The following is a 25,985-nucleotide window of genomic DNA, read 5'->3' as shown; positions in this document are numbered from 1 at the left end:
TTCGGTTCAGAGGACAGTTATGCGTATTTTGCTTACGGGCATTCCATCCTATCTGCAGCGGACGATTGCGGACGTCTCAGGCACGACCGTCATCCATCGGCCCTATTTCGACGAGACCAGGACCAGGAAGGGCCTGATCTCGCAGGTCAGGAAGATCGCCAACACCGGCAACTATCTGATCGGCGAAGGAGCGGCTGAGAGCCTGCGCGGTCATGACGTCACCTATCTGCCGTTCTGGCATCTCGCCAACCATCGCGACTCGAACGAGCTTTACGAGCGCGTGAACCGCGAGTTCGACTTATGCGTCTTCGCCTCCGCCAATCTGTTGCGCCCCGGCTATTCCGCTGATCTGGAAGCGGAGATCTTCGCGAAGCTGAAGATGCCGATTGTGGTGATGGGCATCGGTATCCAGCGCAAGGAAGGCCTCAAGGATCAGCTGCCGGCCGGCACGATCAAGTTCCTGGAGGTGTTGAGGAACAAGGAAAGCTTCTTCCTCACGCGTGGCTACTTCACCGCCGAATTCCTCAGGGAGCAGGGGATGAAGTTCGTCAAGCCGACGGGCTGCCCGTCGCTCTACTTCTCGCCGAACGACATGAAGCGCTCGCTTTCGGCACTTGCCAATCCGGGACTGGCGGAGGCCCAGAGGATCGCCTTCGGCGGCTATCTCGGTAGCGTTGCCGATACGATCGTGGATGCCCATGCGCTGCTCAAGCCCGACAGCGTGGCAAGCTATGTCGTCCAGGACGAAGTGGTTGCCTACAGCCTCTCCCTGACAGGCGACGACAATGACACAGTCTATGACCGGTCGAGCGGGCGCATCACGGGAGGGACGGAATACAAGCATTCGGAGAAATGGCAGCGGAAATACGAACTGCTGATCTATTTCGATACGAACCAGTGGCGCGGGGCGATGTCGGCGCGCGATCTCTGCTTCGGCCGCCGCTTTCACGGCTGCATCATCGGCATGCAGGCCGGCACGCCTGCCCTCATGATCGCCGTCGACGACCGGATGCGGGAGATGCTCGAATTTATCGGCTTCCCCTATATCGAGGCAGCCACCTGGAACAGGGAGACGGACAAGCGTTCCTATCTTGCCAACTTCCTCGGCAAGATCGACACGCAGACCGTGATCGATCGTTACTCCGCTTGCGAGGCGAATTTCCGCAATGCTCTGGGGCAGATCGGACTTTGAGCGGATGAGGGCGCCGGCAAAGACGCGCGTGCTCCTTGCTTGCGCGCTGGCAGTGGTTTGGGCCTTTATCCCGGTTCCACCAGCGGGCGCGGATGAGCCGCTTCCCGGTCGCATCGGCATTAACCGCGTAAATCTGGCCTGGGTTTCCCGCGCCGATCAGGAGCGCGTGCTGAAGGAGATCGCGGCAAGCGGCATCACCCATATCCGGCTTTCGCTGTCGAGGCCGGTGGACAAGAGCATTGACGCGCTCGAAATCGCGGACCGGCTGGGGCTGAAAATCCTCCTCGAGATCCAGCTCGGCAATAAAGATTACTATTCCTCGCAGGCACGTCCCCGCACCGGTTTCGGCCGCATCTGGGATGTTCAGCGGCTTTCGGATCTCGATCTCGATCTCTACCGAGCGCAGTTGCGCTCGGCGCTTCGCCGCATCGACGAAATGGGCATCCGCATCGACGGCGTCGAGCCTGGAAATGAAATAAACTACAGCGCTTACAATGGCGACCTCGCCGTCTACGAAAAACCCGGACGGCAGACGCCGCGCAACGTTTCGGAACTTGCAAATCGCTCGGCCTTCGAACGCGGGCTCGACGCATATGTCGGCGCCCTCCGCATCACCCGGGAAGAATTGCGGGCGACGGTCTATAGCCGCGACGCGCTTCTGATTTCGGCCGGACTTTCCGACGTCGGCACTGGCGAGGCCGACCGCCGCGGCATGGAACGGCTCGAACCGGGCGAGTTCATTTCACTCCTGCGCAAGCGGGGGATCGATGCGCTGGTCGATGGCTACGGCATCCATCTCTATCCGGGGCGCAAGAATGATGCAGCGCTTGCGCGCTATGTAACGAGGCTTCTCGACTTTTGCCGGCCTGAAGGGGAAGGCAAGCCGTGCTGGGTGAGCGAATGGGGCATTGCCAACACCGAGCTTTCCTGTCCGGTCGATGATCGCGAGCGGGAAGTGGCGGTCCGTGCCGTGCGCCGCAGCTTCGCGGAGCTGATGGAGAAGGGAAGGCTGAAAGCTGCCTTCTACTATGACTGGGACACCCAACCGGTCTATAGCGTCTGGCGTTGCGGCGCCCTGAGCCCGGCCGGCGTTGCGGCCACCGAAGCGAACAGCGGCGGGGTAGCGAGATGACGGGTCAAGTCTGTCCGTTCCCGTAGCCGAGGTCCGCGCGGCCGCGATGGGAAACGGTGACGGAAGGTCTGCGGATACACAACTGGTTACATTATCCGTCCCCGTTAGGGATAAGACGACGTCCGCCGGAGGCAGCTCTGGTCTGAAGACCGTAAAGCCCTATTACTCGCGGCAGACGCTAAAGCCTCTCGTTCACGAGAACAGCTCCCGGAATAGGGGTGGGCCAGCTTCTTCCTCCGCCAGGGCGGCGCGGTTAGCAGCCTGGCGGAGTGCCTGAAAGTCGGCCTGGTCCTCGACCCTGGTACCGCCAAGCCGCACCGTCACCGATATCTGACGCTCTTGTCCGGCTGTGAACGTGGTTTCCTGTACCCGCGCGCGGATGCGCTCGCAGATATTGCTGGCATTTTCCATTGTTGTGCCGGGCAAATAGATGCCGAGTTCGTCGGAGGCAAGGCGGGCGACGAGATCACCATAGCGCAGGGAAGAATGCACGATCCGAACAATCGATTGAAGCAGCGTATCGGCCCATTGCGGACCATAGCGACGACCGATCTCATCGAAATTACCGACACTGAGAACGAGCATGACGCCATCAGGGTTTTCCGTGCTGCTCACGCGCCTGCGGTCTATCGCTTGCTCAACTGAGTTCGCAAATTCGCTGGCGCGCAATGTACCCGTGACGGGATCGTGACGGAGCGCGTGCTGAAGTTCTTTTCGGGTATCACGAAGCGCTTCGCTGCGCAGACAGATTGCCAATTGAAACCCGAATGTGACAGCAGCCGAAATTAACGCCACGCCGGTCAATTCCACCCAAAATGGAGGTTCGGGAACAAGCTGGCTCAGTGCCCAAACGACCACGGTCACTCCAGTCGCAGAGGCAAGGGCGCGGAGCATTGCTATCTTGATATGTGGGGCGTTTACGGCCTGGCGACAACGAAATTGCAGAGTCATCGGTTAACGGAGCTTTTACAGTGGTCGCTATCGTTAAGGGCTTCGGTGAAATACCAGGTGAATAAATCTGATGGCATTTTAGCAAAGGGCCACGAAGAATTTGATCGTCACGTCAACCAGTTCATGCGCCGTTTAAAAACATTCGCACCTCGCGCGTTAACGCCGTGACTATTCGCTTCAAACACAGAAAACCGTGGAAGGCCTGCGGCTCGATTGCCATAGGGTAAAATCTACAAGTCTCCGCGCCATCAGGCCCCCGCAACCAAAGCTTACGACAAATTCAATGGGCTTCGAGGAAACTCGGAGCCCTTTTTGCGTTCGGAATCTCCCAACACACGGCCAGCACAAATCCCCGGTCAGCGATGCATACACCCCATCTGGCGATGGCAGGTCAGCCGCTTTATCCGCGACTAAGCGATCCAGGAACTATCGCAGGTGGTAATCCTCTATGTCTGCTACCGTGCTTGGTCATAGAGCATGGGGTAATGGCGGCGCGATCGCCCCAGGCCGTTCTTGTAAGATGATGGCTGGCCGGGGTGGTTGCCCCCAATAAGATGGGAAAACGGGCTCACGATTGGGAACCGGGTCCTAACATCTGATGGAGGCAACCATGGACCAATTTATGCATCTGAAAAATCCGGCGCACGATCTCCGCCTTTACCGGATCGATGTCGCGCAGTCCCTTGATGCGGTCGCCATTGGCATCGCGTGCCTGGGACGGTAATCTTTCGCCCAGCAACCAGATAGTGCAAGCCTATCCCAGAACAGACAGGATTTTTGCGTTTAAAAGAATAGGGGGAGGCCCAGAATGAAAATCTACAAGATGCTAATATACATTTCTAAATAAAGCTCCTGATGTGATAAAATCAACGCCTGGAACAGGGCCGGTTCGAGGAGGAATACCGAACAACGTTTTGATTTTGTCGCAGAGTGTGTTCGCATGGGTGTCGAAATAGCATTTCCGTCATGCCGGAAGGGTGAGGTTCCCTATGAAAAAGGCCCCTGGATAACAGCTCGAAATGGGAGGTGTACAATGCTTCGCAAATTGTTTCTCACCTTGGCTATCGCAACGTCCGTACTCGCGGTCAACGGAGCGGCACGGGCCGACCTCACAATCCTCGTACCGTCAAGCAGCGAAGGAGACGGCCTCAGGGCCGCGGCCGTCGACTATTCGAAGTTGAAAGGCACCAAGGTGGAGATCGTCCAGGCGCCTTATGCCAATGTTTTCGAACAAGGCGCCAATGCCGGCGCCACCAAATCCGGTGTCTTCGATATCATCCTGATAGACGATCCGTGGGTTCCATTTTTCGCCGAGAACGGGCACCTGGAGGATATGACGGCTTACTTCAAGTCGGCCGGAATGGAAGGACCAGATAGCGATTTCCTTTCGAAGTCGCTGGCGATCTGCCGCAACCCCTACAATACGGGACCTTATGTATGCCTGCCCTATGTGGGAAATGCACAGATGTTTTTCTATGACGCCGCCAAGTTCAAGGAAGCTGGCGTCGAGTCCCCGAAGACCTGGGATGACGTGCTGAAGGCGGGCAAGGCGCTGACCGACAGCGGCGGCGGCCGTTACTTCGGTTACGTCTTCCGCGGCGGTCAGGGCAACCCGGTGGTCGCCGATTTCATGCCGATCTTCTGGTCCTATGGCGCCGATCTCTTCAATGCCGACCGGACCAAGGTAACGATCGACACGCCGGAGGGGGCGGCCGCGATGAAAACGTTCATTGCGTTGAGAGACATTTCGCCGAAGGGGGTCGAAAGTTACAATGCCAATGAGGTCGGCACGGCACTCGCTGCTGGCGCGGCGGCCTCGTCGATCAACTGGCCGAATTGGGTTGCCACCTTTGAAGACCCGAGCCAGTCGAAAATGGTCGGCAAGATCTCCTACAGCACCATTCCCGCCGGAACCAAGCCGGGAAGCTCGGAAATCGGCCACTGGACCATGGGTATTACGGCGGCGTCCAAGAACAAGCAGGAAGCCTTCGACTTCACGGTCTGGGCGACCTCGGCCGAACAGATCAAGATTTCCGCCACACGCGGCAATCCACCCGTCCGCACCTCGGTCTTCACCGATCCGGAACTGACTAGCCAAGAGAAGTTCCGGCACTATCCGGTGCTGATGGAGGCAATCCAGGCCTCGACCCCGCGTCCACGTCACCCGAAGTGGCCGGAGATCGAGAATGCCTTCGGCATCGAGCTTTCCAAGGCCGTCGCAGGCACGATCACGCCGGAAGAGGCGTTGAAGAACTCGCAGGCGGCGGTCGAGCAGATTACCGGCCTCAAATAGGCGCGCATGATCTTTTACGGACTTTTCGGGATCATGCAGCAGCGAGCGGCGTTCTCGAATCTCGCTCCCGCGACGGTGCCGGCAATGGCCTTTGGTGGCCCTGAAACCTGATGTTCAGGCGCCGGGGCAGGGTTTCAGCGCATGACCCCGAAAATCGGAATCGATCTTCGGAAAGGATCATGTGCCATTCGAAGTGTTATGGCGTCCTTTTTGCGCGTCTGTAGGGGGAGCGACCGATGTTGACGTCCGCGAATGCTACGTTGACTGGGCCGGATCGGCGAGGTGGCGCTCTGGAGTGGTGGGCAGAGCGCCATTTGCGCGTTCTCATGCTCGCGCCAACGATGCTCATCCTGCTTGGGCTGACGGTCTTTCCCAGTATCTACATGTTCTATGCGGCGGTTCACAAAATCAGCCCGAATCCTGATGTGCCATGGGACTTCGTCGGTCCCGGTAATTTCCTGCGGCTTCTGTCCGACCAGCAATTCCATGTCGCGTTGCTGAACACCGCCGTGTTCACCATCTCGGCGGTGACGGCCGAGTTCCTTCTCGGTCTCGGCCTGGCGCTGCTGCTCGACAAATATATCCGCCGGATGACATTTCTGAAGACGATGCTGATGATCCCGATGATGCTACCGCCAATCGCGGTGGCGATCACCTGGAAGCTCATCTACGAGCCGCAATTCGGCGTTCTCAACGAAATCATGTACCGTCTCGGTCTTCCCTTGCAGGCATGGGCGGGCGACGTGGATCTGGCAATGTTTTCGATCATCGTCGCCGATGTCTGGCAGTGGACGCCGTTCATCTTCCTGCTGATGCTGGCGGGCCTTGCCAGTCTGCCGGTCGAGCCATACGAGGCAGCCGAACTTGATGGCGCCTCGTCCTGGCGGCAGTTCTGGGACTTGACGCTGCCCTTCCTCAAGCCTGTCATTGCCATTGCCGTGCTTTTGCGCGTCATGGATGCTTTGCGTCTCTTCGATCTGGTGTTCATCCTGACGGGCGGCGGACCGGCCGACCGGACCAAGGTGCTGAGCCTCTATATCTATCAGGTCGCCTACCGCTTCGCCGATCCAGGCTACGCGGCGGCGATATCGCTGTTCGTGCTGTTCGTGACGATCGTTTTGAGCACGTGGTTCATGAAACGCATGCGGCTGGCGGAGTGACCATGGCGACGGCGATAACCATACGCGTGCGCAGCCGCACCAGGGAGGTCCTCGTTCGCCTGTCGGCATATCTGGCGATCTTTGTCGCGCTGGTTCTCACGCTTTTCCCGATCTACTGGATCGCGGCGAACTCGTTCAAGTTCGATATCGACATTTTCGCCGTGCCGCCGGAGTGGTTGCCCTGGCAACCGACGCTGAAGCACTACGACGAAGCCTTCATTCAACGTCCGTTCCTGCGTTACGCGTTGAACAGCTTCCTCGTTGCGATGGGAACGACCATCGTGTCCCTCGTCTTCGGCACGATGGCCGGTTATGCCCTGGCGCGGTTCAGCTATCCTTGGCAATGGCGCAAGCAGATTTCCTTCTGGATCCTGTCGACGCGCATGATGCCGCCCATCGTCAGCATCATTCCGCTCTACCTGTTCTTCAACTACTTCGACATGCTCAACACGAAATCCGCTCTGATCATCGCCTACACCGCTTTCAACCTGCCGTTTGCGACCTGGATGATGAAGAGTTATTTCCAGGACCTACCGGTCGAGCTGGAGGAGGCGGCGATGGTCGACGGCGACACGCGCTGGGGCGCATTCCTGCACGTGGCCCTGCCGCTTGCCCGGCCTGGTCTCGCTGCCACCGCCATCTTCTGCCTGATCATCTCGTGGAACGAGTTCCTGCTGTCCCTCATCATCACGTTGACGGAGCAATCGCAGACGCTCCCGATCGGCATTGCCGGGCGGGTGACGCAGTACAAGACCCATTGGGGCGAAATCAGTGCGGCGGGTTTCATGGCCTGCGTGCCAATCGTCATCTTCGCCTTCATCGTTCAGAAGCATCTCGTCCGGGGATTGTCCCTCGGCGCGATCAAGGGTTGAGGTCTATGGCGTCCGTCACCTTCAAGAACGTCTGCAAAAAGTTCGGTGAATTCGTCGCCGTCAACAATTTCAACCTCGAAGTCAGAGACCAGGAGTTTCTCGTTCTGCTCGGCCCCTCCGGGTGCGGCAAGACGACGACCATGCGCATGGTCGCAGGCCTCGAGGAAGCCACGTCGGGCGATATCTACATCGACGCGGATCGCATCAACGGTGTCCTGCCCAAGTATCGCGACGTCGCGATGGTCTTCCAGTCCTATGCTCTATATCCGCACCTCACGGTCGAGGACAATATCGGCTACCCGCTGAAGATCCGCAAAGTGGAGCCTGCCGAACGCAAGCGACGAATAACCGAGGTCGCGCGGCGCGTCGAACTCGACACGATGTTGTCGCGTCTGCCGAAGGAGCTATCCGGCGGCCAGCGCCAGCGCGTCGCACTCGCCCGCGCGATCGTGCGCACGCCACGCGTCTTTCTCATGGATGAGCCGCTGTCCAATCTCGACGCCAAGCTTCGTACCCAGATGCGAGCCGAACTGAAGCATCTTCAGCACGAGTTGCAGGTCACGACAATCTATGTCACCCACGATCAGATAGAGGCCATGACGCTTGCCCACCGTGTGGCGGTGATGAACAAGGGCGTGATCGAGCAGCTTGGAACGCCGAGGGAAATCTACAACGATCCGCACACGCTCTTCGTGGCCGGCTTCATCGGTTCGCCGCCGATGAACCTCATTCCGGGGGAAGTGAAGGAGGGTGTGTTCACAAGCGCCGGCTTCCGGGTCGGCGGCTTCGGCCGGGCCAACATTTCGCAAGCCGTCCTTGGTGTCCGTCCGGAAGATGTTCTTGTGGCAGGGGTCGAGGATGCCGACGTCAATCTGGTCGCGCCGATCTACTCGGTGGAACTCACCGGCGAGAATACGCTTGTCAGTCTGCGGTTGGGCGGTCAACTCATGACCTTGCGTGCCGACAAGAATTTTACCGGCCAGATCGACCGGGAGATCGGCGTCAAGGTCGCCACCGATCGCGTGTTTCTGTTCAATGGAGAGACACAAGCTCGTGTTGACGTCTGACATCTGGGTGGCGGCAATCGTGATGACGGCGGCATCGCACGCAACTGCCGCCGATATAAACCCCATCGTCGGCAATCCGCTGATCGAGATTCCGGCAGGGCCGTTCGTCTTCGGCCGCGACAATGGTCCCGAAAACGAACGGCCGGCTCGCGTGCTTCAGGGGCGACCGTTCGCGATCAACCGCACGGAGATCACGAACCGGCAATATGGGCGCTTCATCAAGGCGACCGGTCATCGTTCTGCCTTCTACGCCAATCACCCGCTCCTCGGATTGGACGACCGGCCGGTGGTCGGGGTGAGTTGGGAAGACGCCGATGCCTTTTGCCGTCACTATGGGTTGGTCCTGCCGTCGGAGCAGCAATACGAGCGGGCGGCACGAGGAACGAATGGCGACGCCTTTCCTTGGGGCGGGGCCCTGCCGGACGATGTACGCGCAAATTCCGGAGCGGATGCCTGCTGCTCTGGCGACGCGCGCGACGGGTATCCGATGACCGCGCCGGCGGAGTCCTTCGCTGACGGCGCAAGCAGCGAAGGCGTCCTCAATCTTGTCGGCAATGTCTGGGAGTGGACCCGCGATCTTTACGCGCCGTATGAAGGTGGGACCGCGGAAAGGAGCGCCGGGCTGTACCGAGTGCTTCGCGGCGGCTCCTGGAACAGCGATCCAAACCACCTTACGACGACCTATCGCCTCGCCTATGATCCGGAATTCCGGTTCTCAGCCAATGGTGGCTTCCGATGCGTTCGTTCCACGCCTTGATTATCGTCTCTAGTCTTCTGTTCCTGGTAGCCGGTGCCGGCGCCGAGCCGACAGTTGCGCCTGGCTACACGCTCGAGACCTTTAACACGCCGGGCGCCGCCTTCGCAGGTGTGTCCCGCGATGGCGGTGGCTTGCTTGTCAGCGATCTCGCGAGTGGCCGGCTCTACCGGCGCGGGACGGACGGCAAGCTTGTCGCATTCGGTCCCGTATTTCCTCATGGGCTCGACGTGATCGGCGACCCGACTGGTCCCTATCGTGTGGTCCGCGTCGGCGATGTCCTTGTCGTTGCCCAGGGATGGACGCCGGTCAATTCTGACGAGGGTCCGTTCGACCACGCTCTCGTGGCGATCGACGCCGCCGGTCAGGCCCGCGTCATCAGCAGCGATTTCTGGAATCCGTTCGATTTCATCGTGGCGGGCGGAACCTACTACGTGATCGACTCTGCTCGAAATAGTGTCGAACGCGTGCAGGCGGACGGCCGGAAAAGCACGCTCATGGCATTCCGCCGCATGGGGGAGGCGGCCGCAGCGCTGCGCAGCCTTTCGCCAACGGAATTCGCGGAAGGCAACAGCTACGAAGTCGACGCGGTGCCGACTGGCATCGCCCTTCGCGACGGTCGCCTCTATATCGCGCTGTTCGGCGGCTTTCCCTTCCTTGCCGGTGCTGGAAAGATCGTTTCGATTCCCGCGGCCGGCGATGCCTCAAAGCCGCAGCTTGACGTGAAAGGACTCAATGCACCCGTGGGGATAGCCTTCGACAATTATGGCGAGATGCTTGTCCTCGAACACGGTACTTACAACCAGAAAGAAGGTTTCCAGAAGGGTAGCGGGCGATTGCTGAAGCTCAATAAACTCACACTCGACCGCAAGATCATTCTCGACGGCCTGACCCGACCCGTGTCCGTGCTCGTCTGGGACGAGCGGCGGCTTGTCGTTTCCGACCTAGGCGGCAACCTCCATTTGCTGACACGCGAATCTGCTCGCTAACATACCAGTCTACGTGGCAAGCTCTTACTCATCTGTCTCAGTTTTCATTTTTGTCGCGAACATCGATGCAAACTGGGTTACTATCAATTTGAGAGTAAGTAACTATCACATGCAGAATCTTTCGGACCAGCCATGCCTGATCGCCCGTAGCCTCGCGTTGGTAGGGGACGCATGAGTATTCTGATGCTGCGGGACGCCCATGCTGGGCTCACCCGCTTTGATGAGTTTCGGAAAAGCCTTGGCATCGCTCCGACAATTATAACCCGTCGGCTTTACGCCGAGACTGGAACGGAGATTGATCCTGTCACGATCGACCGCACGACCGGTGCTCCGATCGGAACACGTCCGCATCGCCGCACCGGAATAACCCGTCCCACATGGTGGAGCTATGGTCGGTTATGGCCAGGCGCCCTTGCCCTCTTTATGGAGGACTTGGCTGCACTGGATGAAAAAGCGGCCAGCGCAGAGAAGTAGAATTTCGGCTCATAGGGCCGCAGGTTCAAATCCTGCCCAAGATCAGCACCTGGGAGGATAGAAAGACGGCGTTGAATCGGAAATAGTTTCCGCTTATGGCGCCAATTGCGGTCAGTAACCCGGAAACGGCATCCGATCATAGCCAAATCGCCGTTTCTTCCTTGGCGGTTCTGATGATCATCATGGTGAAGAAGCGGGCAACGTTGGTCTGGTCGCGAAACAGCCTCTCGCAGAGGGCGTCGAATTCTTCCATGTCGCGCAGGCGCAGCATCAAAACGACATCGGTTTCGCCCGTCACGGCATGGGCCTGTGAAACGGCCTCTTCGGCAACTGCGATTTTCAGAAAGCGGCGCATATGCTGCTCGCCGTGCAGCTTCAACTCGACCGTAATCAGGGCCTTGATCCTGCGTTCGGCCTTGGTGGGGTTAAGGATCGCGACAATTCTGTCGATGATGCCTGATTTGCGCAGTCGCTGCACACGGCGCAGACAACTGGAGGGCGACAGGCCCACTTCCTCGGCCATGTCGACATTGGTGCGCGAGGCGTCGCGCTGCATCAGATTCAAAAGCTTCCGGTCGATCCGATCCATTCGCTCAGCCTATCCGTCAATCACGCCTTTGCAATAAAATTGCACAGATCTGCAATCTTTGACCACAAATTCGAAGCAGCCGGGGCTAGCAGATTGAGACTACTGTACCGGAGGTCTCGTATGCCGTTCCTGATGCCCATTTTACGCAAAACCAGGGAAACACTCGAAATTTACTGGGTGCTCGTCCGGATCATGGTTCCCATCACGCTCCTGACGGAGTTGTTGGCGAGGATGGGAGTGATCAAGGCCGTGGCGCCCGCGTTTGCGCCTGTCATGGACTTGGTTGGCCTGCCCCCGGAATTTGGGCTGGCCTGGTTGACGGGAATGCTCGTCGGAATATGGGGCGCCATCCCGCTCATTTTTACGCTGGTTCCCACATCCTCGCTGAGCGTGGCGGACATCACGGTTTTCTCGGCGCTCATCCTATTCGCGCATGGCCTGCCGATCGAGCAGAAGATCATTCAGAAGGCGGGACCGGGGATGATTGCAACGACGCTGCTGCGCATCTTGGGCGGCTTGCTCTACGCCTTTCTCCTGCATCATGTTCTGGTGGCCACGGGTTGGTTGTCGGCTCCCGCCAACCCGACCTGGATCCCGATGAATGCCACGGTCGGTTGGGCCGAGTACTTCTGTGCTCTCGGCGAGACCATGATCTGGATGCTTGCGATCCTTGTCGTTCTGTCCTGGAGCCTTGAGCTCCTGCGCGCGACCGGGATGCTGGATCTGATGATGAAGGCCCTGTCGCCCATATTGCGCCTTGCCGGCATCCGCGGCGAAGCAGAGCAGCTCACCGCTGTCGGATTGTTCCTAGGGATTTCCTACGGTGCCGGTCTTCTGATCCGCGAGGCGCGGTCGGGCGCAATATCACCGCGCCAGGTCTTTCTGTCATGCGTGTTCATGGGCTTCGCACATAGCGTGATTGAGGACACGATCTTGGTGATCTCGCTTGGCGCTGATGTCTACGGCGTTCTTGGAGGTCGTCTGGCCTTCGCCGTAGCGGCAACCGCAGCGATTGGCGCTCTGCTTGGCCGCCTGTCTGATGAGACATTCTTTGCGCAAATATTCCGGCTGCCACACGCCCAGTCAGAAGGCGGCTAAGCTATTGCCTGCAGCGACTGCTTGGGGCCGATGCTGTTGAAAAGTCCGTTTTCTACAACGTCTGATTTTTTGGAGGGCCGTAGAGGCCGACACAGAAAATTGACGTGGGGACCTGCCTATTCTGCCATCAAGCAGCGTGTGAGCCGTGTAGCGGAATTGAGGCGGCATCGAGCAGCAATATTCGCTTAGATCGCGAATGGGCCGACTTTTCGCTAAGCCCCAATTTTGGAGTTTTTCAACACAATCGGCGCAAACCTTCCTCTAACGACCCACCTAACCTTTCCTTCCGCTTCGCGCTCCGACCTCGTAAGCAGATATTTGCTCGTCGAAACCTTTGAGCTGCCGCGCACCGAGAGCGACCATTGAAATTTTGCCACGCACGGATTGCGCCACGGCGTTGTCGACGAGGATCTGCCGATCATCGGCGGATGAACACAATCGCGATGCTAGGTTCACGAAATGGCCGATCGCAGTGTACTCAGCGCTCTTCAAACCAATTCGGTCGACCGTCGCCCATCCCATCGTCGGTCCTATGCCGAAGCCGATCGCATGGCCGCGCAGTCGCCACCGGAGTTGGCCCCGTCCGGCACTTCAATTTGTAGGTGGAACGGCCGCTTCGGGTGGTAAGCGGTCAGACGCCAAGAAGCCTCAAGGGGCTTTATGAGCGGCGGCCAATTGCGGACCTCGGCCTTAGTTCGAAACGTGGCGACCATCCTCACTTCGCTAAATCTACGTCAGTCTCTTTAGATCGAAGGGAGGTAGTCAGGAAAGGACTTTCCATTCGCTGCGAGCAATCAGATTGTTCCGAGCGACCCATTCGATCGGTACGCTGGAAGGGGCCGCCGATGGCTTTTCACATTGTTTAGTCCCTATGAATATTTTCCCTTTCTGAAGCGATCGATGGTGTCTGAGTCGCTTCAGAAGCTAATCGAGCGGCATTTGAACAGAGTTGTCGAAGGGGGCAGGATGGTCGAGACCGGGATATCCGTCCGACTTTGGCGAAGGATTTACTGCTGAGCGTCGTCACAGCGACGCTGCGGGTGCAAATCAGGAAGACAGCGGTCTTCGGCCCTGACTTTTCATACCGCGACCTGCGGTCATTTTTGATCTTTTCACTTCGCAGCCCTTCGCGGTATAATTAGGGTTTGCTAATATAGAAAATGGAATGGCCGTCAAAACAGAAAACCTTCGGTCTTTGGGCCGGGGATCAACTATGGGGGGTCGAACATGCTTAGCGGCTTTAGCAGGGCCTGCGCGCTAATCCTTTTGTCAGGGAACTTCGCTTTCGCCCAATCGGATCAGATAGAGCCAAACGCTGGAACGTGGAAGACGTGGGTAATCACGTCGGGCAAAGACTTCCGAGTCCCGCCCCCACCGGATACTTCCGCAACCGAGTTGGAGCAGGTCCGCGAACTTGTCGCGAAGAACGATGCGCAGGTCGCCGCCAAGATCACGTTCTGGGACGCCGGCTCGCCGGGCTATCGATGGATCGACCTGGTCAACCACCGTCTTCTCGCAAACCAGACGATCCCCAATGCGCATCGCGTCTACACCTATTTGACGATGGCGGTCTACGACGCCACCGTCGCGGCTTGGGAGTCGAAATACTTCTACAATCGCCCCCGCCCGAGCGAGGTGGATACGACACTGCCGACTGCGCTACCTACGCCTCGGAGTCCCGCTTATCCATCTGAACACGCGGCAGCCGCCGCCGCCGCCGCGACCGTTCTTGCCTATTTCTTTCCGGACGAGGCGTCGTCGTTCCAGGCGATGGCCGAAGAAGCCGCACAGTCGCGTGTCCTTGCCGGTGTCCAGTTCCCAAGCGACTCTTCCGCCGGCCTGGCGCTGGGGCGACGCGTGGCAGAGCAAGTGATTGCGCTGGCAAAGGCCGACGGCTCCGATGCCGTCTGGACCGGCACGGTGCCGACCGGGCCATGCATGTGGGTCGGAGCCAAACCCGCCAATGCAAACATGCCAAACTGGAAGCCGATTCTGCTCGAGGCAGCCGATGAATTCAGGCCACCGACTCCGCCCGACTGCAAGTCTGCGACCGTGAAGGCCGAGACGGAGGCAGTCCGGCGGTTTGAGCGAAAATTCCCCAACAACTACAAGGCGTTCTACTGGCAAAGCCCATCCGGCCTGTTCGTCGACTGGTATGACTATGCCAGCAAGTGGATGTTCGAGGACAAGACGGATTCGAACCCGCCGCGCGCCGCACGGGCTTACGCGATGCTCGCAACGGTCTACTACGACGCCTACATTGCAAGCAACGACGGGAAATACGCTTATTGGTACCTGCGACCCAACATGCTTGATCCGAGCATCACTCCCCTGTTCGCAGTGCCCGCCCATCCCAGTTATCCGTCGAACCACTCCGCGTTGTCGACTGCCCGATGTGAGGTGCTTTCCTACCTGTTCCCCGACCGGGCGGAGTTCATCCGCACGGTCGGCAAGGAGGCGGGCGATTCCCGCATCTGGGCCGGCATCCACTATGAAATGGACAACCGGGCCGGTGCCGCACTTGGCAAAGCGGTCGCCGGGAAATTCATCGAGCGGGCAAAAAAAGACGGCGCAGACTAGCGGAAGGGAGGAGGCCTGTTTGATCCGCTGCCAGCGGATGACCGCCGGCGCCTTCTCCTGAAATGTCGCAATCCCAAGCGAGGGGTTCTCGATGGAACGCTGCGTTCACTCAGCAGCCGACGTGCGAGGCAGCAACGTTTCTCAATCGATGCGGATGCGGCGCGTCACATGACCATTGCTTTCCCCGTGAGCGACCTCTTTGCAAAGCCAGAAGACGCAACGCCGCTTGAGCCTGGGGAACGCGAAGGACTTCTGCAAAGCTGGATCACGTATCGCGGCGTTCTCAATGAGGCCGAGCAGGAGAATATCGTGGGGCAGGAGCGGCGTGGGCGGCGTGGGCGGCGCGGGCGCAAGCCACAGGACGTCCTCAGCATCGACTTCGCCCTGACGCTGCACAAGCGCATGTTCGGCGATGTGTGGAAATGGGCGGGGACTTGCCGCACGATGGCGCGGAATATCGGGGTCGACGCTTATCGCATCCAGCCCGACATCGCGACGCTTTTCGACGATGTGCGCTATTGGGTCGAGCACGAAACCTATCCGCCGGATGAAATTGCCGTGAGGCTGCATCACCGGTTGGTCGCCATTCATCCCTTTCCGAACGGCAATGGGCGTCACGCGCCTGATGGCCGACCTTCTGATCGAGCGGCTCGGCGGCGAGCCGTTCGGTTGGGGGCGGCGTACTCGCGGATACCGGCGAACTGCGCGCCCGTTAAGTCGAGGCCCTGCGGTGGACCGTTGCTCGCGTTCTGTCGGATCGGGCAAACATCCACCGATCTGAGACGCCTCGGACGCACCTCACACATTTCGAAACCCCGACGAACCCCTCGGTATATTCTCGACATCGCTGCAATCGCAATGCGCTCGCCTGTACCGGAGTCGCCTCAGCGCATCTTTGAAATCGAAGTGCGCGGCAAGCGCGGCATCGGCTGGTGCAAGTCCATGCCGGATTTGAGCAGAACCTTGACGAACCACGTTGGTTCACCAATAATCCTAGTGAACCAAGGAAAGTTAGGTGCCATGACTGCATTCACCGTGCGCGTTTCGGATGAAACCGCAAGCAAGCTCGATCAGATCGCGGAAAAGCTTGACCGATCCCGCTCCTACATGGCTGCTGAAGCCATTGAGGCTTTCGTTGAACAGCAGGAGTGGCAGCTTGCCGAGATCGAAGCCGGGTTGGCTGAGGCCGATCGGGGTGAATTCGCCAGCGATGAAGATGTAGCGAGAGTCATCGGAAAGTACGTCAAGTCCGCCCGTCAATCATGAGTGGCAAGCGCATTCGTTGGACGCTGAGGGCGTTGCGTCGGCTTGATAAAATCGGCGCTCATATCGAGCAGGACAATCCGGCGGCGCGCGTCGTCGCGAGGATTGTGACGGCCGTGGATATGCTCGCGGAATTACCGGCAAGTGGGCGACCGGGTCGCATCAAGGGGACCCGTGAAGTGGTGTTGGCCGATATTCCTTATATTATTCCCTACCGCGTGGGCCGGGATATTGAGATTATTACCGTCATGCACGCGCAGCAGCGATGGCCGCAGGCATTCTGACAAAACCGCCGTACATCCTGAAGCCGGTTCAGATCATCAGCATGTCGGGCGAACTAATCTTTATCGATGTGGACGCTACTGCGCCAACGCGTTCTGCTTCCGCAGGCTTTTGTCGAATGCGGATTCGGGGACGAACGGCGCAGGAAACTGGCGCGCCATCTTCCCCGCCGCATAACGCCTCTTCGGAGCCTTGGTCAGTCGAGGACTCCTCCGCGCCGCCGAGCGGGCAAATGCCGGCATTGTTGACAAGCAGGTCGATTCGCCCGGCCTCGGCCAAAACTTCTTCGACCAGTTTCGCCACGGACACGTCATCAGTCACCTCACAAGTCAGCTTGGTAACGCCGTCGGTCCTTTCGGCGACAGTGCGACGGCTGGTTCCGAACACACGAAAGCCCGCGTTGCCGACCCTTATTGCCGCGACGTCGCAGCACGGCTCTGGAAGGTGTCCGAGAAGCTTACCGGCGCGAGATTCCCACCGCATAATGAACTTCAACCAACGAAAGAAAACGTACGGACTTCACGCTGCAATCGTCTTCGAGACTTGGACCTCAGCGGCGACAACCGCCAAGAGCCGGAAATTCAACGACCGTGCATTTATGGGATAAGACGCAGCAGCAGCCCTGAGTTGGCGCTTAGTTCTGGGCGAATGAAGCGGTCAAGCCATTAGACCATGCAAAATGAGATCGACATGCGCTTCCAGGTACGTCGTCTTATCCAGCGCTCTTCGATCATTGAAGACGAGCTTGAAAATCAGCATGGCGATGGCAGGAGCCACTACCGCGTCGGCGAATGCCGCTGGCGCCGGCCGGAACTCCCCGTGTTTTACACCCTCATCGATGAGGGATTGCAAATAAGCGTTGAGTGGGTCGATGAACTCTTCGTGGTGCCGATCGACGACTTGGGGAAACCGTGATCCTTCCGCGATGACGAACCTCATCAGTTCCCGCAATCTGCGGTTCTCGACAATGCGATCGTAGAGCATCGCTATAAGGCCCTCGAGCCGCTCCGAACATGTTCCGCTTAGCTCATGGGCACTAGCCAGCAGATCTTCAAACGGCACGGAGATGTGCCGGATCATTGCTTCAAAAAGCTGCTCCTTGGTGTCGAAGTAAACGTAAATCGTCCCCTTCGTTACTCCGACCCTGTCAGCGATGTCTTCAACGCGTGTCGCCACGTAGCCGCGTTCCACGAACTCCTCAAAGGCCGCATCGAGAATCTGTGCAGGACGGCGCGCTTTCTGCTCCGCACGCGTCAGTTTCTTCGTATCAGGCATGTCTCACCTTTGAGCGGTCCTTGTCATTCCGCGGCTCGGCATCAGGCAATTTTCCCGCAACTTCTATTGACTAATGAGTCAGTCAATTATATCGATCGCGCGAACGGATGCAAGAGGTCAATTCATGAGAACTATCCTTGTCGCCGCCTTGCTGGCCATAGGCGCAGTCGCGCTTTCGTCATGCGAAAAGCAGGCCACGAATGAGGTGAAGCCCAAGAGGGTGGAGACTGTCGTCGTGAAGACTGCACCTGTCGGCGAAATCAACTTCATCACCGGCGAGGTAAGCGCCCGTGTGCAGAGCGACCTGTCCTTCAGGGTCAGCGGACGGATCGTCGAGCGCCTTGTCGATGTCGGCGCGTTCGTAAAGGCAGGGCAGGCGCTTGCGCGCATCGACGCTGAGGAACAGAAGGCCGATCTGGATGTCGCCACAGCGAACCTGCAGTCAGCTCAAGCCCAGCAGACGCAAGCCCAGCTGGCCTTCGGTCGGCAGCAGAATCTCTTTAAGGCTCAGGTCACGACCCGTGCCGCGCTTGACCAAGCCCAGGAGGCGCTGCTGACGGCCCAAGGAAGCCTGAAATCGGCGCAAGCCCAGCTCGACACGGCGCGAGACGCTTTCTCTTATACGGAGCTGCGCGCCGATGCCGACGGCGTGATCACGGCGCGAAACGCCGAGATCGGCCAGGTCGCGCAGGCTGCGCAACGGATATTCACGCTTGCCCATGAAGGACCGCGTGACGCGGTCTTCAACGTCTTTGAATCCCTCTATCTCGGACGAAAGCTTGAGGACAAAGTTACGGTTGGCCTGCTTTCGACTCCATCCCGGAAAGTAGATGCGGCTGTACGCGAGATCTCGCCAACCATCGACCCATCGACCGGAACGATCAGGGTGAAAGTGGGTCTCGAAGGGGCGCCGGACATGTCGCTTGGCGCTCCTGTCGTCGGCTCTTTCCGTTCCATCACACAGGACACAATCGAACTGCCATGGTCGGCAATGGCCTCGAAGGGTGGCCAGCCTGCCGTTTGGGTCGTGGACCCGTCGTCCTCCAGCGTGTCCATCCGGCCGGTTGATGTTTCCAGCTATGGGACCGGCCGGTTCGCCGTGCGCACGGGCGTGTCTCCAGGTGAAATCGTCGTATCCGATGGTACCAAATTCCTACGGCCCAACGAGGTCGTCTCATATGACAAGGAAGCCGCGAAATGAGTATCCGTGTAACACCCGGGCTGCTGCTCCTTGGGCCATTGCTGCTGTCGTCTTGCCAGAGGCAGGATGAAGCGCGTGAGGAACCGCCCCGCCCCGTTCTTTCCGTTGTCGCCAAATCAACAGCGGCGTCGTCCCTGAGCCTGCCAGGCACAGTCGAGGCCAAGATCGAGACCGAACTTGGATTTCGCGTCCTCGGACGGGTGATAGCCCGCAAGGTCAGCGTCGGCGACATCGTCAAGAAGGGTGACGTCGTTGCCGCCATTGATCCGCTGGCGCTAGAGCTTGCGCTCAGAAGCGCGCAGTCCGAGCTCTCAAATGCGCAGGCACAGCTGACAAATGCTGTCTCCACGGAAGAGCGGCAACGGAGTCTGACCGAAACAAGGTCTGGAAGCGAGGCCGCTTTCGAGGAGGCTCAACTGGGGCGGCGGAGTGCCGTTGCTGCCGTTGCAAAAGGGCAGGCCAATCTGGACAAGGCCGAAGAACAATTGAGCTATGCGCAGCTTCGCGCAGAGTTCGATGGCGTTGTGACGGCCACCTCTGCGGAAGTGGGCCAGGTTGTCGCCGCAGGCCAGAGCATGGCCACCATTGCCCGTCCCGATCAGCGGGATGCGGTCATTGATATACCGGATGCGAGCTTCGACGGCCTCAAGGTGGGATCACCCTTCGAGGTCTCCCTCCAGCTAGATCCAACCATTCGCGCGAGCGGTGTCGTTAGAGAAATTGCACCCGAAGCCGAGACGACGACCCGTACACGCCGCACGAAGATAACGCTCGTCAACCCGCCGGCGGCGTTTCGCCTGGGCGCGGTCGTGACGGCAACTGCGACCATTGCCGCCCAGCCACTGATCCTGCTCCCTTCGTCCTCGGTGCTGATGAAGGATGGGAAACCGAACGTCTGGGTCGTCGATACGACGGCCGGCAAGGTCTCCATTCGGGCGATCAAGATGGACGGAGACGTTGCGGAAGGAGGCAACATTCGCATCGCTGAAGGCGTCAATCCGGGCGAACGCGTCGTCGTTGCTGGTGTTCACAAGCTTACTGACGGCCAGGCTGTCAGGGTGGATCAAGGGGAAAACCCGTGAAAAAATTCAATCTTTCCGACTGGGCGCTCGAGCACCGTTCGCTCGTCTGGTATTTCATGATCGTCTTCATTCTTGCCGGCGCGTTTTCCTACATCGGTCTGGGCCGTGAAGAAGACCCGGACTTCACCATCAAGACCATGATCATCCAGGCGCAATGGCCTGGTGCATCCGCCGAGGAAGTGACCAAGCAGGTTACCGACCGTATCGAGAAGAAGCTCGAAGAGCTGGAGTCGCTTGACTACACGCGCAGCGAGACGGTTGCTGGACGGACAACGATTTTCGTGGAGCTATTGCCGACCACCAAGGCCCGGGATGTCAACCCAACCTGGGTGCGCGTCCGCAACATGATCGACGATATCAAGGGAGATTTTCCGAGCGGCGTCGTGGGGCCGTTTTTCAACGACCGCTTCGGCGACGTCTTCGGCAATATCTACGCCTTCACCAGCGACGGGCTCACGCAGCGCCAGCTTCGCGACCTTGTCGAGGACGCCCGCGCAAAAGTCTTGACCGTTCCCAATGTCGGCAAGGTGGACATTATCGGTGCGCAAGACGAAGCGATCTACCTTGAATTTTCGACCCGAAAGATTGCGGCCCTTGGTATCGACCAGCAATCGGTTATCGAGACGCTGCAGGCGCAGAACGCCGTCACTCAGTCGGGTTTCGTTGACGCCGGCCCCGAGCGTATCGCCTTGCGCGTCGGCGGTCAGTTTACATCGGAGGAAAGCCTCAAGTCGATCAATCTGCGTGTCAATGACCGGTTCTTTCCGCTGACCGATGTTGCCACGATCAAACGCGGCTATGTCGATCCTCCGTCGTCGCTGTTCAGATATAACGGTCAGCCCGCGATCGGCCTCGCCATCGGCATGAAGACCGGGGCAAATCTGCTGGAATTCGGCAAGGCGCTCGACCAGCAGATGGATCGCATCGTGACCGATCTGCCGATCGGCGTGGATGTCCAGCGCGTTTCCGATCAGCCTCACGTCGTCGACGAAGCTGTCTCGGGCTTCACGCGCGCTCTGTTCGAAGCGGTCGTCATCGTCCTTGCGATCAGTTTCATCAGCTTAGGCGTTCGCGCGGGCCTGGTCGTCGCAATCTCGATCCCGCTCGTTCTGGCGATCACGTTCCTCGTCATGGCCTATTCGGGCATTTCGCTGCAGCGTATTTCGCTCGGCGCGCTGATCATTGCGCTTGGCCTTCTCGTCGACGATGCGATGATTGCCGTCGAGATGATGGTCGCCCGGCTCGAGGCAGGTGACGATCTGAAAAAAGCAGCAACACATGTCTACACGTCTACGGCCTTCCCGATGCTCACGGGCACGCTTGTAACGGTCGCCGGCTTCATTCCCATCGGCTTGAATAACAGTGCCGCGGGCGAATTCACCTTCACGCTTTTCGTGGTGATTGCTGTCTCGCTCCTGGTCTCATGGATCGTCGCAGTGTTGTTCACGCCACTTTTGGGCGTGAGCATCCTTCCGAAGACGATGAAGTCGCATCATAATCAGAAAGGCCGGCTGGCGAGAGCTTTTTCGTGGCTTTTGAACCTTTCCATGCGGTGGCGCTGGATCACCATCGGCGCGACAGTCGTTGCCTTCGCGCTCTCCATCGGTGGAATGAGCCTTGTGCAACAGCAGTTCTTCCCTTCCTCGGACAGGGCCGAACTGATCGTCGATTGGAACTTGCCGCACAACAGTTCGATCTTCGAGACGAACAGGCAGATGGCCAAGTTCGAGCAGGAGATGCTCGCGAACAATAAGGATATAGAGCACTGGACGAGTTATGTCGGACAAGGTGCTCCCCGCTTCATCCTGTCCTTCGATGTTCAGACGCCCGACGTGTCGTTCGGGCAGACCGTCATCGTGACCAAGGGGCTTGATGTTCGCGACAAGGTCAAGAGCGAACTGCAGGACTATCTGACGAAAACCTTCCCCGGGACCGATGCTTTCGTAAAGCTCCTGGACATCGGGCCTCCGGTCGGCAAGCCTGTGCAATATCGCATCAGCGGGCCGGATATCCAGAAGGTTCGCGATATCGCCCAGCACTTTGCGGGCATCGTCGGCCAGCATCCGCTGCTCTCCAACATGACCTTTGACTGGAATGAACCGTCGCGTGTCGTGAAGGTCGACGTTCTGCAGGACAAGGCGCGGCAACTGGGCGTCTCGTCGCAAGACATTGCAACAACCCTTAACGGGATCGTGGAGGGATCGTCGGCCACCCAGATCAGGGACAACATCTATCTCATAGATGTGATCGGCAGGGCCCAAACCTCGGAGCGCGGCTCCATCGAGACGCTGCAGAACCTTCAGCTGCCTGGCTCAAACGGCAAATCGGTACCGCTCTCGGCAGTTGCCAATTTCCGCTACGAGCTGGAGCAGCCGACGATCTGGCGTCGCACCCGCACGCCGACAATCACCATCAAGGCTGCCGTCGTCGGGCCGACACAGCCGGCGACTATCGTCACCGAACTGCAGCCCAAAGTCGATGCGTTCCGCAAAGGTCTTCCAGCCGGCTACAGCATCGCCAACGGCGGTTCCGTCGAGGAAAGCGCGAAGGCGCAAGGACCGATCGCTGCGGTCGCGCCGCTGATGTTGTTTGCCATGGCGACGATCCTCATGATCCAGTTGCAAAGCTTCAGCAGGTTGTTCCTGGTGTTCGCAGTGGCTCCGACGGCACTCATCGGTGTGGTTATAGCACTGCTCTTCAGTAACGCGCCCATGGGATTCGTCGCAATTCTTGGCGTGCTCGCGCTGATAGGGATCCTGATCCGGAACTCTGTCATCCTGGTCGTGCAAATCGAACAGCTTCGGAGCGAAGGCGTGCCCCCATGGCGCGCCGTCGTCGAGGCGACGGAGCACCGGATGCGTCCGATCATGCTGACTGCGGCGGCCGCGACCCTGGCGCTCATTCCAATCTCCCGGGAAGTCTTCTGGGGTCCCATGGCCTACGCCATGATGGGGGGCATTGTCGTCGGTACCGCACTGACGCTTCTTTTCCTTCCGGCGCTCTATGTGGCGTGGTTCCGGGTAGGGAGAGAGAATCTGGGGGAGCGGAAACCCGCACAATCCTAGCGTTCGGGGAACCCGTTTACGGTCGCCCTCCGCCGCGGCGCGCGCCGCCTATCGGCGGGGCCGGAGGTTATAAGTCTCTTGGCTTCACGCCCCGCAACCAACGCTCAATCAAGAGGCCCGCCACGCTGAACTGACCCCTGAAAGTTGGACATCAACGGTCAGGGGTCAGTTCACGACGGCGGGCTTTGCGGGAGGAGAAACCTGGATTCAGCTTCTGATCGTTGCCTTGCCTTGTTCCACCAGGCGAGCGGCGGCATCGGCGGGCGTCGTGCGTTCGAACGCGAGCTCGTCAGCGAGGGGCCGAAGGACGCGCTGGTCGAATTCCGTCGCGCCAAGCGGGGCAGGTGCCGGGTAATCGCCGACCTGATCCTTAAGAAGGTCGACGTACTTGACGGTATCCTGCTCCGTCGGGTTAAGGTTCGGCAGGATCGCCTCGCGGACGGTCGCCGACATTGGTACGCCCCGTTCCACTCCGAGGATCTTGCCGGCGTCGATGTCGTTGACGAAGAAGTCGATGAACTTGGCGGCCGCTTCGCCGTTCTTCGTCGTCGCTCCGATGCTCCAGATAAGCGCGGGACGGTAGTAATGGCCGGAGGGACCACCCTTCCTTTCGCGCGGCAGCATGGTGATCGCCAGTTTATTCTTCGAGATCAGCTGATAGCCGACGAGCTGGTTTGAATAAGCCATGCCGATCGCCGATTTGCCAAGCGCCAGGCAGTTGGTGTCGATGGTGTTCTGGTCGAGCGTCTGTACATCCGCCGCGACCGTGCCACCCTTTTTGCGCAGGTCCTCCCAGAAGCTGTACCACTCCTTGGCATCCTCGACGTCGAAGCCCAGGCTGCCATTGGCGTAAAGGCTCTTGCCGCGCTGGCGCAGCCAGGCATCGAAGACATAGGCATAGCGCGCGCCGTAAGGGCCGCCCCAGTAATTGTCCTTGCCGCCAGCTTTTGTAAGCTCGACGGCCAGTTTGGCATATTCGTCCCAAGTGAGGTCCGGCGTCGGCAAGGGAAGTCCAGCTTTTTCAAAGATGGTCTGATCGAAAAAGAGCGCAAAGGAGTTAAGGCCGAGGCCGATGCCATAGAGCTTGCTGTCGACGGTCGTCAGCTTCAGCATATCCTTGCCGAAGGTGTCGACCTTGAGAGCCGAGGGAACGAACTCGTCGAGGGGCATGCAGGCGCCGCGCTTTGAGTAATCGGAGATCGTGCTGGGCTCGAGCTGGAACACATCGGCAATCGCGCGGCCAGCCATCTGCGTCGCGAGCTTCGTCCAATAGCCGTCGCCGCTGAGCGACTCGCCGACGATCGTGACGCCCGGCGTCTTGGTCTGATAGAGCTTTGCAACCTCCAGCGTACGCTTGGCGCGGTCGTTAGAACCCCACCACATGGCACGCAGTTGCGCGTCTCCGGCAAATGCCGGGATGGCACTACCCGCGCCGAATGCGATGCCCGTAGCCACACCGGCCGAGCCCATCAGAAATGAACGTCGATTGATCTGCATGATGATCCTCCTTTGTCGCCTGCCCGTGCCGTCCTCCAACGGTTCTCGAGCATGTCACGGGTAGAGTACGCAAATAATTTCGGTTTGCAACAAATTATATTCTCATTGCAAATTTGCATGATTTGCATATGTTTGAGTTATGAACGAAATCAAACCCAGACGGCCGCGTCAGGCCGACATCGCAGCCTTGGCAGGCGTCTCCGTTTCGACGGTTTCACGCGTGCTTGCCAATGAGCCAGGCATAAGCGAGAGCGTGCGCGAGCATATTCTGAGGGTGGCGGCCGAGCATGGATACCAGGTGAGGTCTGCTCCGGAAGCGGTTCCGGGCGGACTTGCGCTGATTGCCAGCGATGGGGTCACGGGCGGACTGAGCGTTTTCTACGAGTCCATCGTCGAGGGTCTGCGTACGGCGGCAGCCGAGCACGGCATGTCGTTTGAGGTTCGCCTCATCCGGGAAGACCGCGCGACGCCGGAGGTCATTCGAGACTATTTGAAGTCGGCGCGTGCCGAGGGTCTCTTTCTCGTCGGCATCGATCCGAGTGGGGCTTTGCGCGGCTGGATCGACGACGAGAAGGTTCCGGTTGTCCTCGTCAACGGGACGGATCCTCAGCTCCGCCTCGACGGTGTTTCGCCTTCCAATTTTTTCGGTGCCTTCCAGGCTGCCCAGCGGCTGCTGAAGGCCGGTCACCGCCGCATCCTCCATCTGACCGGTTCCCACCGCAATACGATCCGCGAGCGTGTTCGCGGTTTCGAGGCGGCGATAACCTCGGTCCCGGATGCCGAAGGCCGGCTTGTGCCGATGACGTTTCATGGCAGTGCCAGCCGCGAGGCGCATGAGCTGACGGCGGCGATTCTTGCGGAGAGCGCCGGGTTCAGTGCCGCCTTCTGCATGAACGATTTTATCGCAGTCGGTGTCTTGGAAGCCGTCACGGAAGCTGGCCTTCGGGTGCCGGAAGACTTCGCGATCGTCGGTTTCGACGATCTGCCCTGCGCATTGATGACCAATCCGCCGCTTTCCACCATGCGCGTCGATCGTGCGGCGCTTGGGCGGGAGGCGATCGGTCTGATGATGTCCCGTTTCCGCGACCGGGCGGCCCCCGCCCGTCATGTATGCCACGGGGTCATCCCCGTTGCCGGGGGCACCGTATCTGATGTTGCAACCTCATGAG

Annotated in this window: 21 protein-coding genes and 3 pseudogenes; 18 read left to right on the top strand and 6 right to left on the bottom strand. The window is 59.2% G+C overall.

Annotated elements, in window-relative coordinates:
* The first annotated feature begins 19 nt into the window (after positions 1–19).
* The gene (locus ACZ9DP_RS35415) at positions 20–1,192 is read left to right on the top strand and encodes a polysaccharide pyruvyl transferase family protein (protein WP_183926743.1); all 1,173 of its coding nucleotides are present in this window, start codon (positions 20–22) and stop codon (positions 1,190–1,192) included.
* A complete protein-coding gene (locus ACZ9DP_RS35410; protein ID WP_239597218.1) occupies positions 1,167–2,324 on the top strand; it encodes a glycoside hydrolase in 1,158 nt (385 codons plus the stop codon). Before ACZ9DP_RS35415 ends, ACZ9DP_RS35410 begins: the two co-directional genes overlap by 26 nt.
* A gap of 192 nt (positions 2,325–2,516) precedes the next feature.
* Here ACZ9DP_RS35410 and ACZ9DP_RS35405 read toward each other — a convergent pair whose 3' ends face one another.
* Positions 2,517–3,188, bottom strand: a complete 672-nt coding sequence (locus ACZ9DP_RS35405) for a GGDEF domain-containing protein (RefSeq protein WP_476205175.1) — start codon at positions 3,186–3,188, stop codon at positions 2,517–2,519.
* A gap of 1,120 nt (positions 3,189–4,308) precedes the next feature.
* Between ACZ9DP_RS35405 and ACZ9DP_RS35400 the strand changes: the two genes are divergently transcribed.
* The 7 genes and pseudogenes from ACZ9DP_RS35400 to ACZ9DP_RS35370 form a co-directional block, all read left to right on the top strand.
* Positions 4,309–5,568, top strand: coding sequence for an ABC transporter substrate-binding protein (locus ACZ9DP_RS35400; RefSeq protein ID WP_476205174.1), 1,260 nt, complete (start codon positions 4,309–4,311; stop codon positions 5,566–5,568).
* Between the two features lie 236 nt (positions 5,569–5,804).
* Positions 5,805–6,728: a carbohydrate ABC transporter permease gene (locus ACZ9DP_RS35395; RefSeq protein ID WP_476205173.1), complete on the top strand. Its 924-nt coding sequence runs from the start codon at positions 5,805–5,807 to the stop codon at positions 6,726–6,728.
* Between the two features lie 2 nt (positions 6,729–6,730).
* Positions 6,731–7,600 (top strand): carbohydrate ABC transporter permease, encoded by an 870-nt coding sequence (locus ACZ9DP_RS35390; protein ID WP_476205172.1) that lies wholly within the window; start codon positions 6,731–6,733, stop codon positions 7,598–7,600.
* Between the two features lie 5 nt (positions 7,601–7,605).
* Positions 7,606–8,667: an ABC transporter ATP-binding protein gene (locus tag ACZ9DP_RS35385; RefSeq protein ID WP_476205171.1), complete on the top strand. Its 1,062-nt coding sequence runs from the start codon at positions 7,606–7,608 to the stop codon at positions 8,665–8,667.
* 22 nt (positions 8,668–8,689) lie between these two features.
* On the top strand, positions 8,690–9,424 hold the full coding sequence (locus tag ACZ9DP_RS35380) for a formylglycine-generating enzyme family protein (protein WP_476205535.1): 735 nt from the start codon (positions 8,690–8,692) through the stop codon (positions 9,422–9,424).
* Positions 9,403–10,410: a ScyD/ScyE family protein gene (locus tag ACZ9DP_RS35375; RefSeq protein WP_476205170.1), complete on the top strand. Its 1,008-nt coding sequence runs from the start codon at positions 9,403–9,405 to the stop codon at positions 10,408–10,410. The genes ACZ9DP_RS35380 and ACZ9DP_RS35375 overlap by 22 nt, the downstream gene beginning before the upstream one ends.
* 109 nt (positions 10,411–10,519) lie before the next feature.
* Positions 10,520–10,764: pseudogene (locus ACZ9DP_RS35370) on the top strand (winged helix-turn-helix transcriptional regulator); the annotation flags it as partial.
* Positions 10,765–11,020: 256 nt separating this feature from the next.
* On the opposite strand, the gene ACZ9DP_RS35365 reads toward ACZ9DP_RS35370, so the two are convergent.
* Complete coding sequence (locus ACZ9DP_RS35365; protein WP_476205169.1) at positions 11,021–11,473, bottom strand: Lrp/AsnC family transcriptional regulator; 453 nt, start codon at positions 11,471–11,473, stop codon at positions 11,021–11,023.
* A 120-nt stretch (positions 11,474–11,593) separates the two neighbouring features.
* Here ACZ9DP_RS35365 and ACZ9DP_RS35360 point away from each other — a divergent pair, with 120 nt between their 5' ends.
* Positions 11,594–12,571, top strand: coding sequence for a nucleoside recognition domain-containing protein (locus ACZ9DP_RS35360; protein ID WP_476205168.1), 978 nt, complete (start codon positions 11,594–11,596; stop codon positions 12,569–12,571).
* A gap of 273 nt (positions 12,572–12,844) precedes the next feature.
* Here ACZ9DP_RS35360 and ACZ9DP_RS35355 read toward each other — a convergent pair whose 3' ends face one another.
* Positions 12,845–13,105: an adenylate/guanylate cyclase domain-containing protein gene (locus ACZ9DP_RS35355; RefSeq protein ID WP_476205534.1), complete on the bottom strand. Its 261-nt coding sequence runs from the start codon at positions 13,103–13,105 to the stop codon at positions 12,845–12,847.
* 861 nt (positions 13,106–13,966) lie between these two features.
* Between ACZ9DP_RS35355 and ACZ9DP_RS35350 the strand changes: the two genes are divergently transcribed.
* From ACZ9DP_RS35350 to ACZ9DP_RS35335, 4 genes and pseudogenes are all read left to right on the top strand, one after another.
* Entirely contained in the window at positions 13,967–15,151 is a 1,185-nt protein-coding gene (locus tag ACZ9DP_RS35350) for a phosphatase PAP2 family protein (RefSeq protein WP_476205167.1), read from the top strand.
* A gap of 168 nt (positions 15,152–15,319) precedes the next feature.
* A pseudogene (locus ACZ9DP_RS35345) lies at positions 15,320–15,712 on the top strand (mobile mystery protein B); the annotation flags it as partial.
* Between the two features lie 459 nt (positions 15,713–16,171).
* Complete coding sequence (locus ACZ9DP_RS35340; protein WP_372431957.1) at positions 16,172–16,417, top strand: CopG family ribbon-helix-helix protein; 246 nt, start codon at positions 16,172–16,174, stop codon at positions 16,415–16,417.
* On the top strand, positions 16,414–16,698 hold the full coding sequence (locus ACZ9DP_RS35335; RefSeq protein ID WP_476205165.1) for a type II toxin-antitoxin system RelE/ParE family toxin: 285 nt from the start codon (positions 16,414–16,416) through the stop codon (positions 16,696–16,698). Before ACZ9DP_RS35340 ends, ACZ9DP_RS35335 begins: the two co-directional genes overlap by 4 nt.
* Positions 16,699–16,888: 190 nt before the next feature.
* Here the strand turns inward: ACZ9DP_RS35335 and ACZ9DP_RS35330 are convergent.
* Both ACZ9DP_RS35330 and ACZ9DP_RS35325 read right to left on the bottom strand, forming a co-directional pair.
* Positions 16,889–17,098: pseudogene (locus ACZ9DP_RS35330) on the bottom strand (SDR family oxidoreductase); the annotation flags it as partial.
* Between the two features lie 255 nt (positions 17,099–17,353).
* A complete protein-coding gene (locus ACZ9DP_RS35325; protein WP_476205164.1) occupies positions 17,354–17,971 on the bottom strand; it encodes a TetR/AcrR family transcriptional regulator in 618 nt (205 codons plus the stop codon).
* A 124-nt stretch (positions 17,972–18,095) separates the two neighbouring features.
* Between ACZ9DP_RS35325 and ACZ9DP_RS35320 the strand changes: the two genes are divergently transcribed.
* Genes ACZ9DP_RS35320 through ACZ9DP_RS35310 form a run of 3 tightly spaced genes read left to right on the top strand, consistent with a single transcriptional unit; the run spans position 18,096 to position 23,319 of the window.
* Positions 18,096–19,172, top strand: coding sequence for an efflux RND transporter periplasmic adaptor subunit (locus ACZ9DP_RS35320; RefSeq protein WP_476205163.1), 1,077 nt, complete (start codon positions 18,096–18,098; stop codon positions 19,170–19,172).
* Complete coding sequence (locus ACZ9DP_RS35315; RefSeq protein WP_476205162.1) at positions 19,169–20,254, top strand: efflux RND transporter periplasmic adaptor subunit; 1,086 nt, start codon at positions 19,169–19,171, stop codon at positions 20,252–20,254. Before ACZ9DP_RS35320 ends, ACZ9DP_RS35315 begins: the two co-directional genes overlap by 4 nt.
* A complete protein-coding gene (locus ACZ9DP_RS35310) occupies positions 20,251–23,319 on the top strand; it encodes an efflux RND transporter permease subunit (protein WP_476205160.1) in 3,069 nt (1,022 codons plus the stop codon). The genes ACZ9DP_RS35315 and ACZ9DP_RS35310 overlap by 4 nt, the downstream gene beginning before the upstream one ends.
* A 207-nt stretch (positions 23,320–23,526) precedes the next feature.
* Here the strand turns inward: ACZ9DP_RS35310 and ACZ9DP_RS35305 are convergent, their stop codons facing one another.
* Entirely contained in the window at positions 23,527–24,816 is a 1,290-nt protein-coding gene (locus ACZ9DP_RS35305; RefSeq protein WP_476205158.1) for an ABC transporter substrate-binding protein, read from the bottom strand.
* A 139-nt stretch (positions 24,817–24,955) separates the two neighbouring features.
* Here ACZ9DP_RS35305 and ACZ9DP_RS35300 point away from each other — a divergent pair, with 139 nt between their 5' ends.
* Positions 24,956–25,984, top strand: a complete 1,029-nt coding sequence (locus tag ACZ9DP_RS35300) for a LacI family DNA-binding transcriptional regulator (RefSeq protein ID WP_476205157.1) — start codon at positions 24,956–24,958, stop codon at positions 25,982–25,984.
* Position 25,985: the final 1 nt, after the last annotated feature.

The sequence above is a fragment of the Rhizobium sp. USDA 4016 genome, assembly GCF_056279705.1.
The sequence above is the reverse complement of the archived record's forward strand: the minus strand, read 5'-3'. Positions and strand labels throughout refer to the sequence as shown.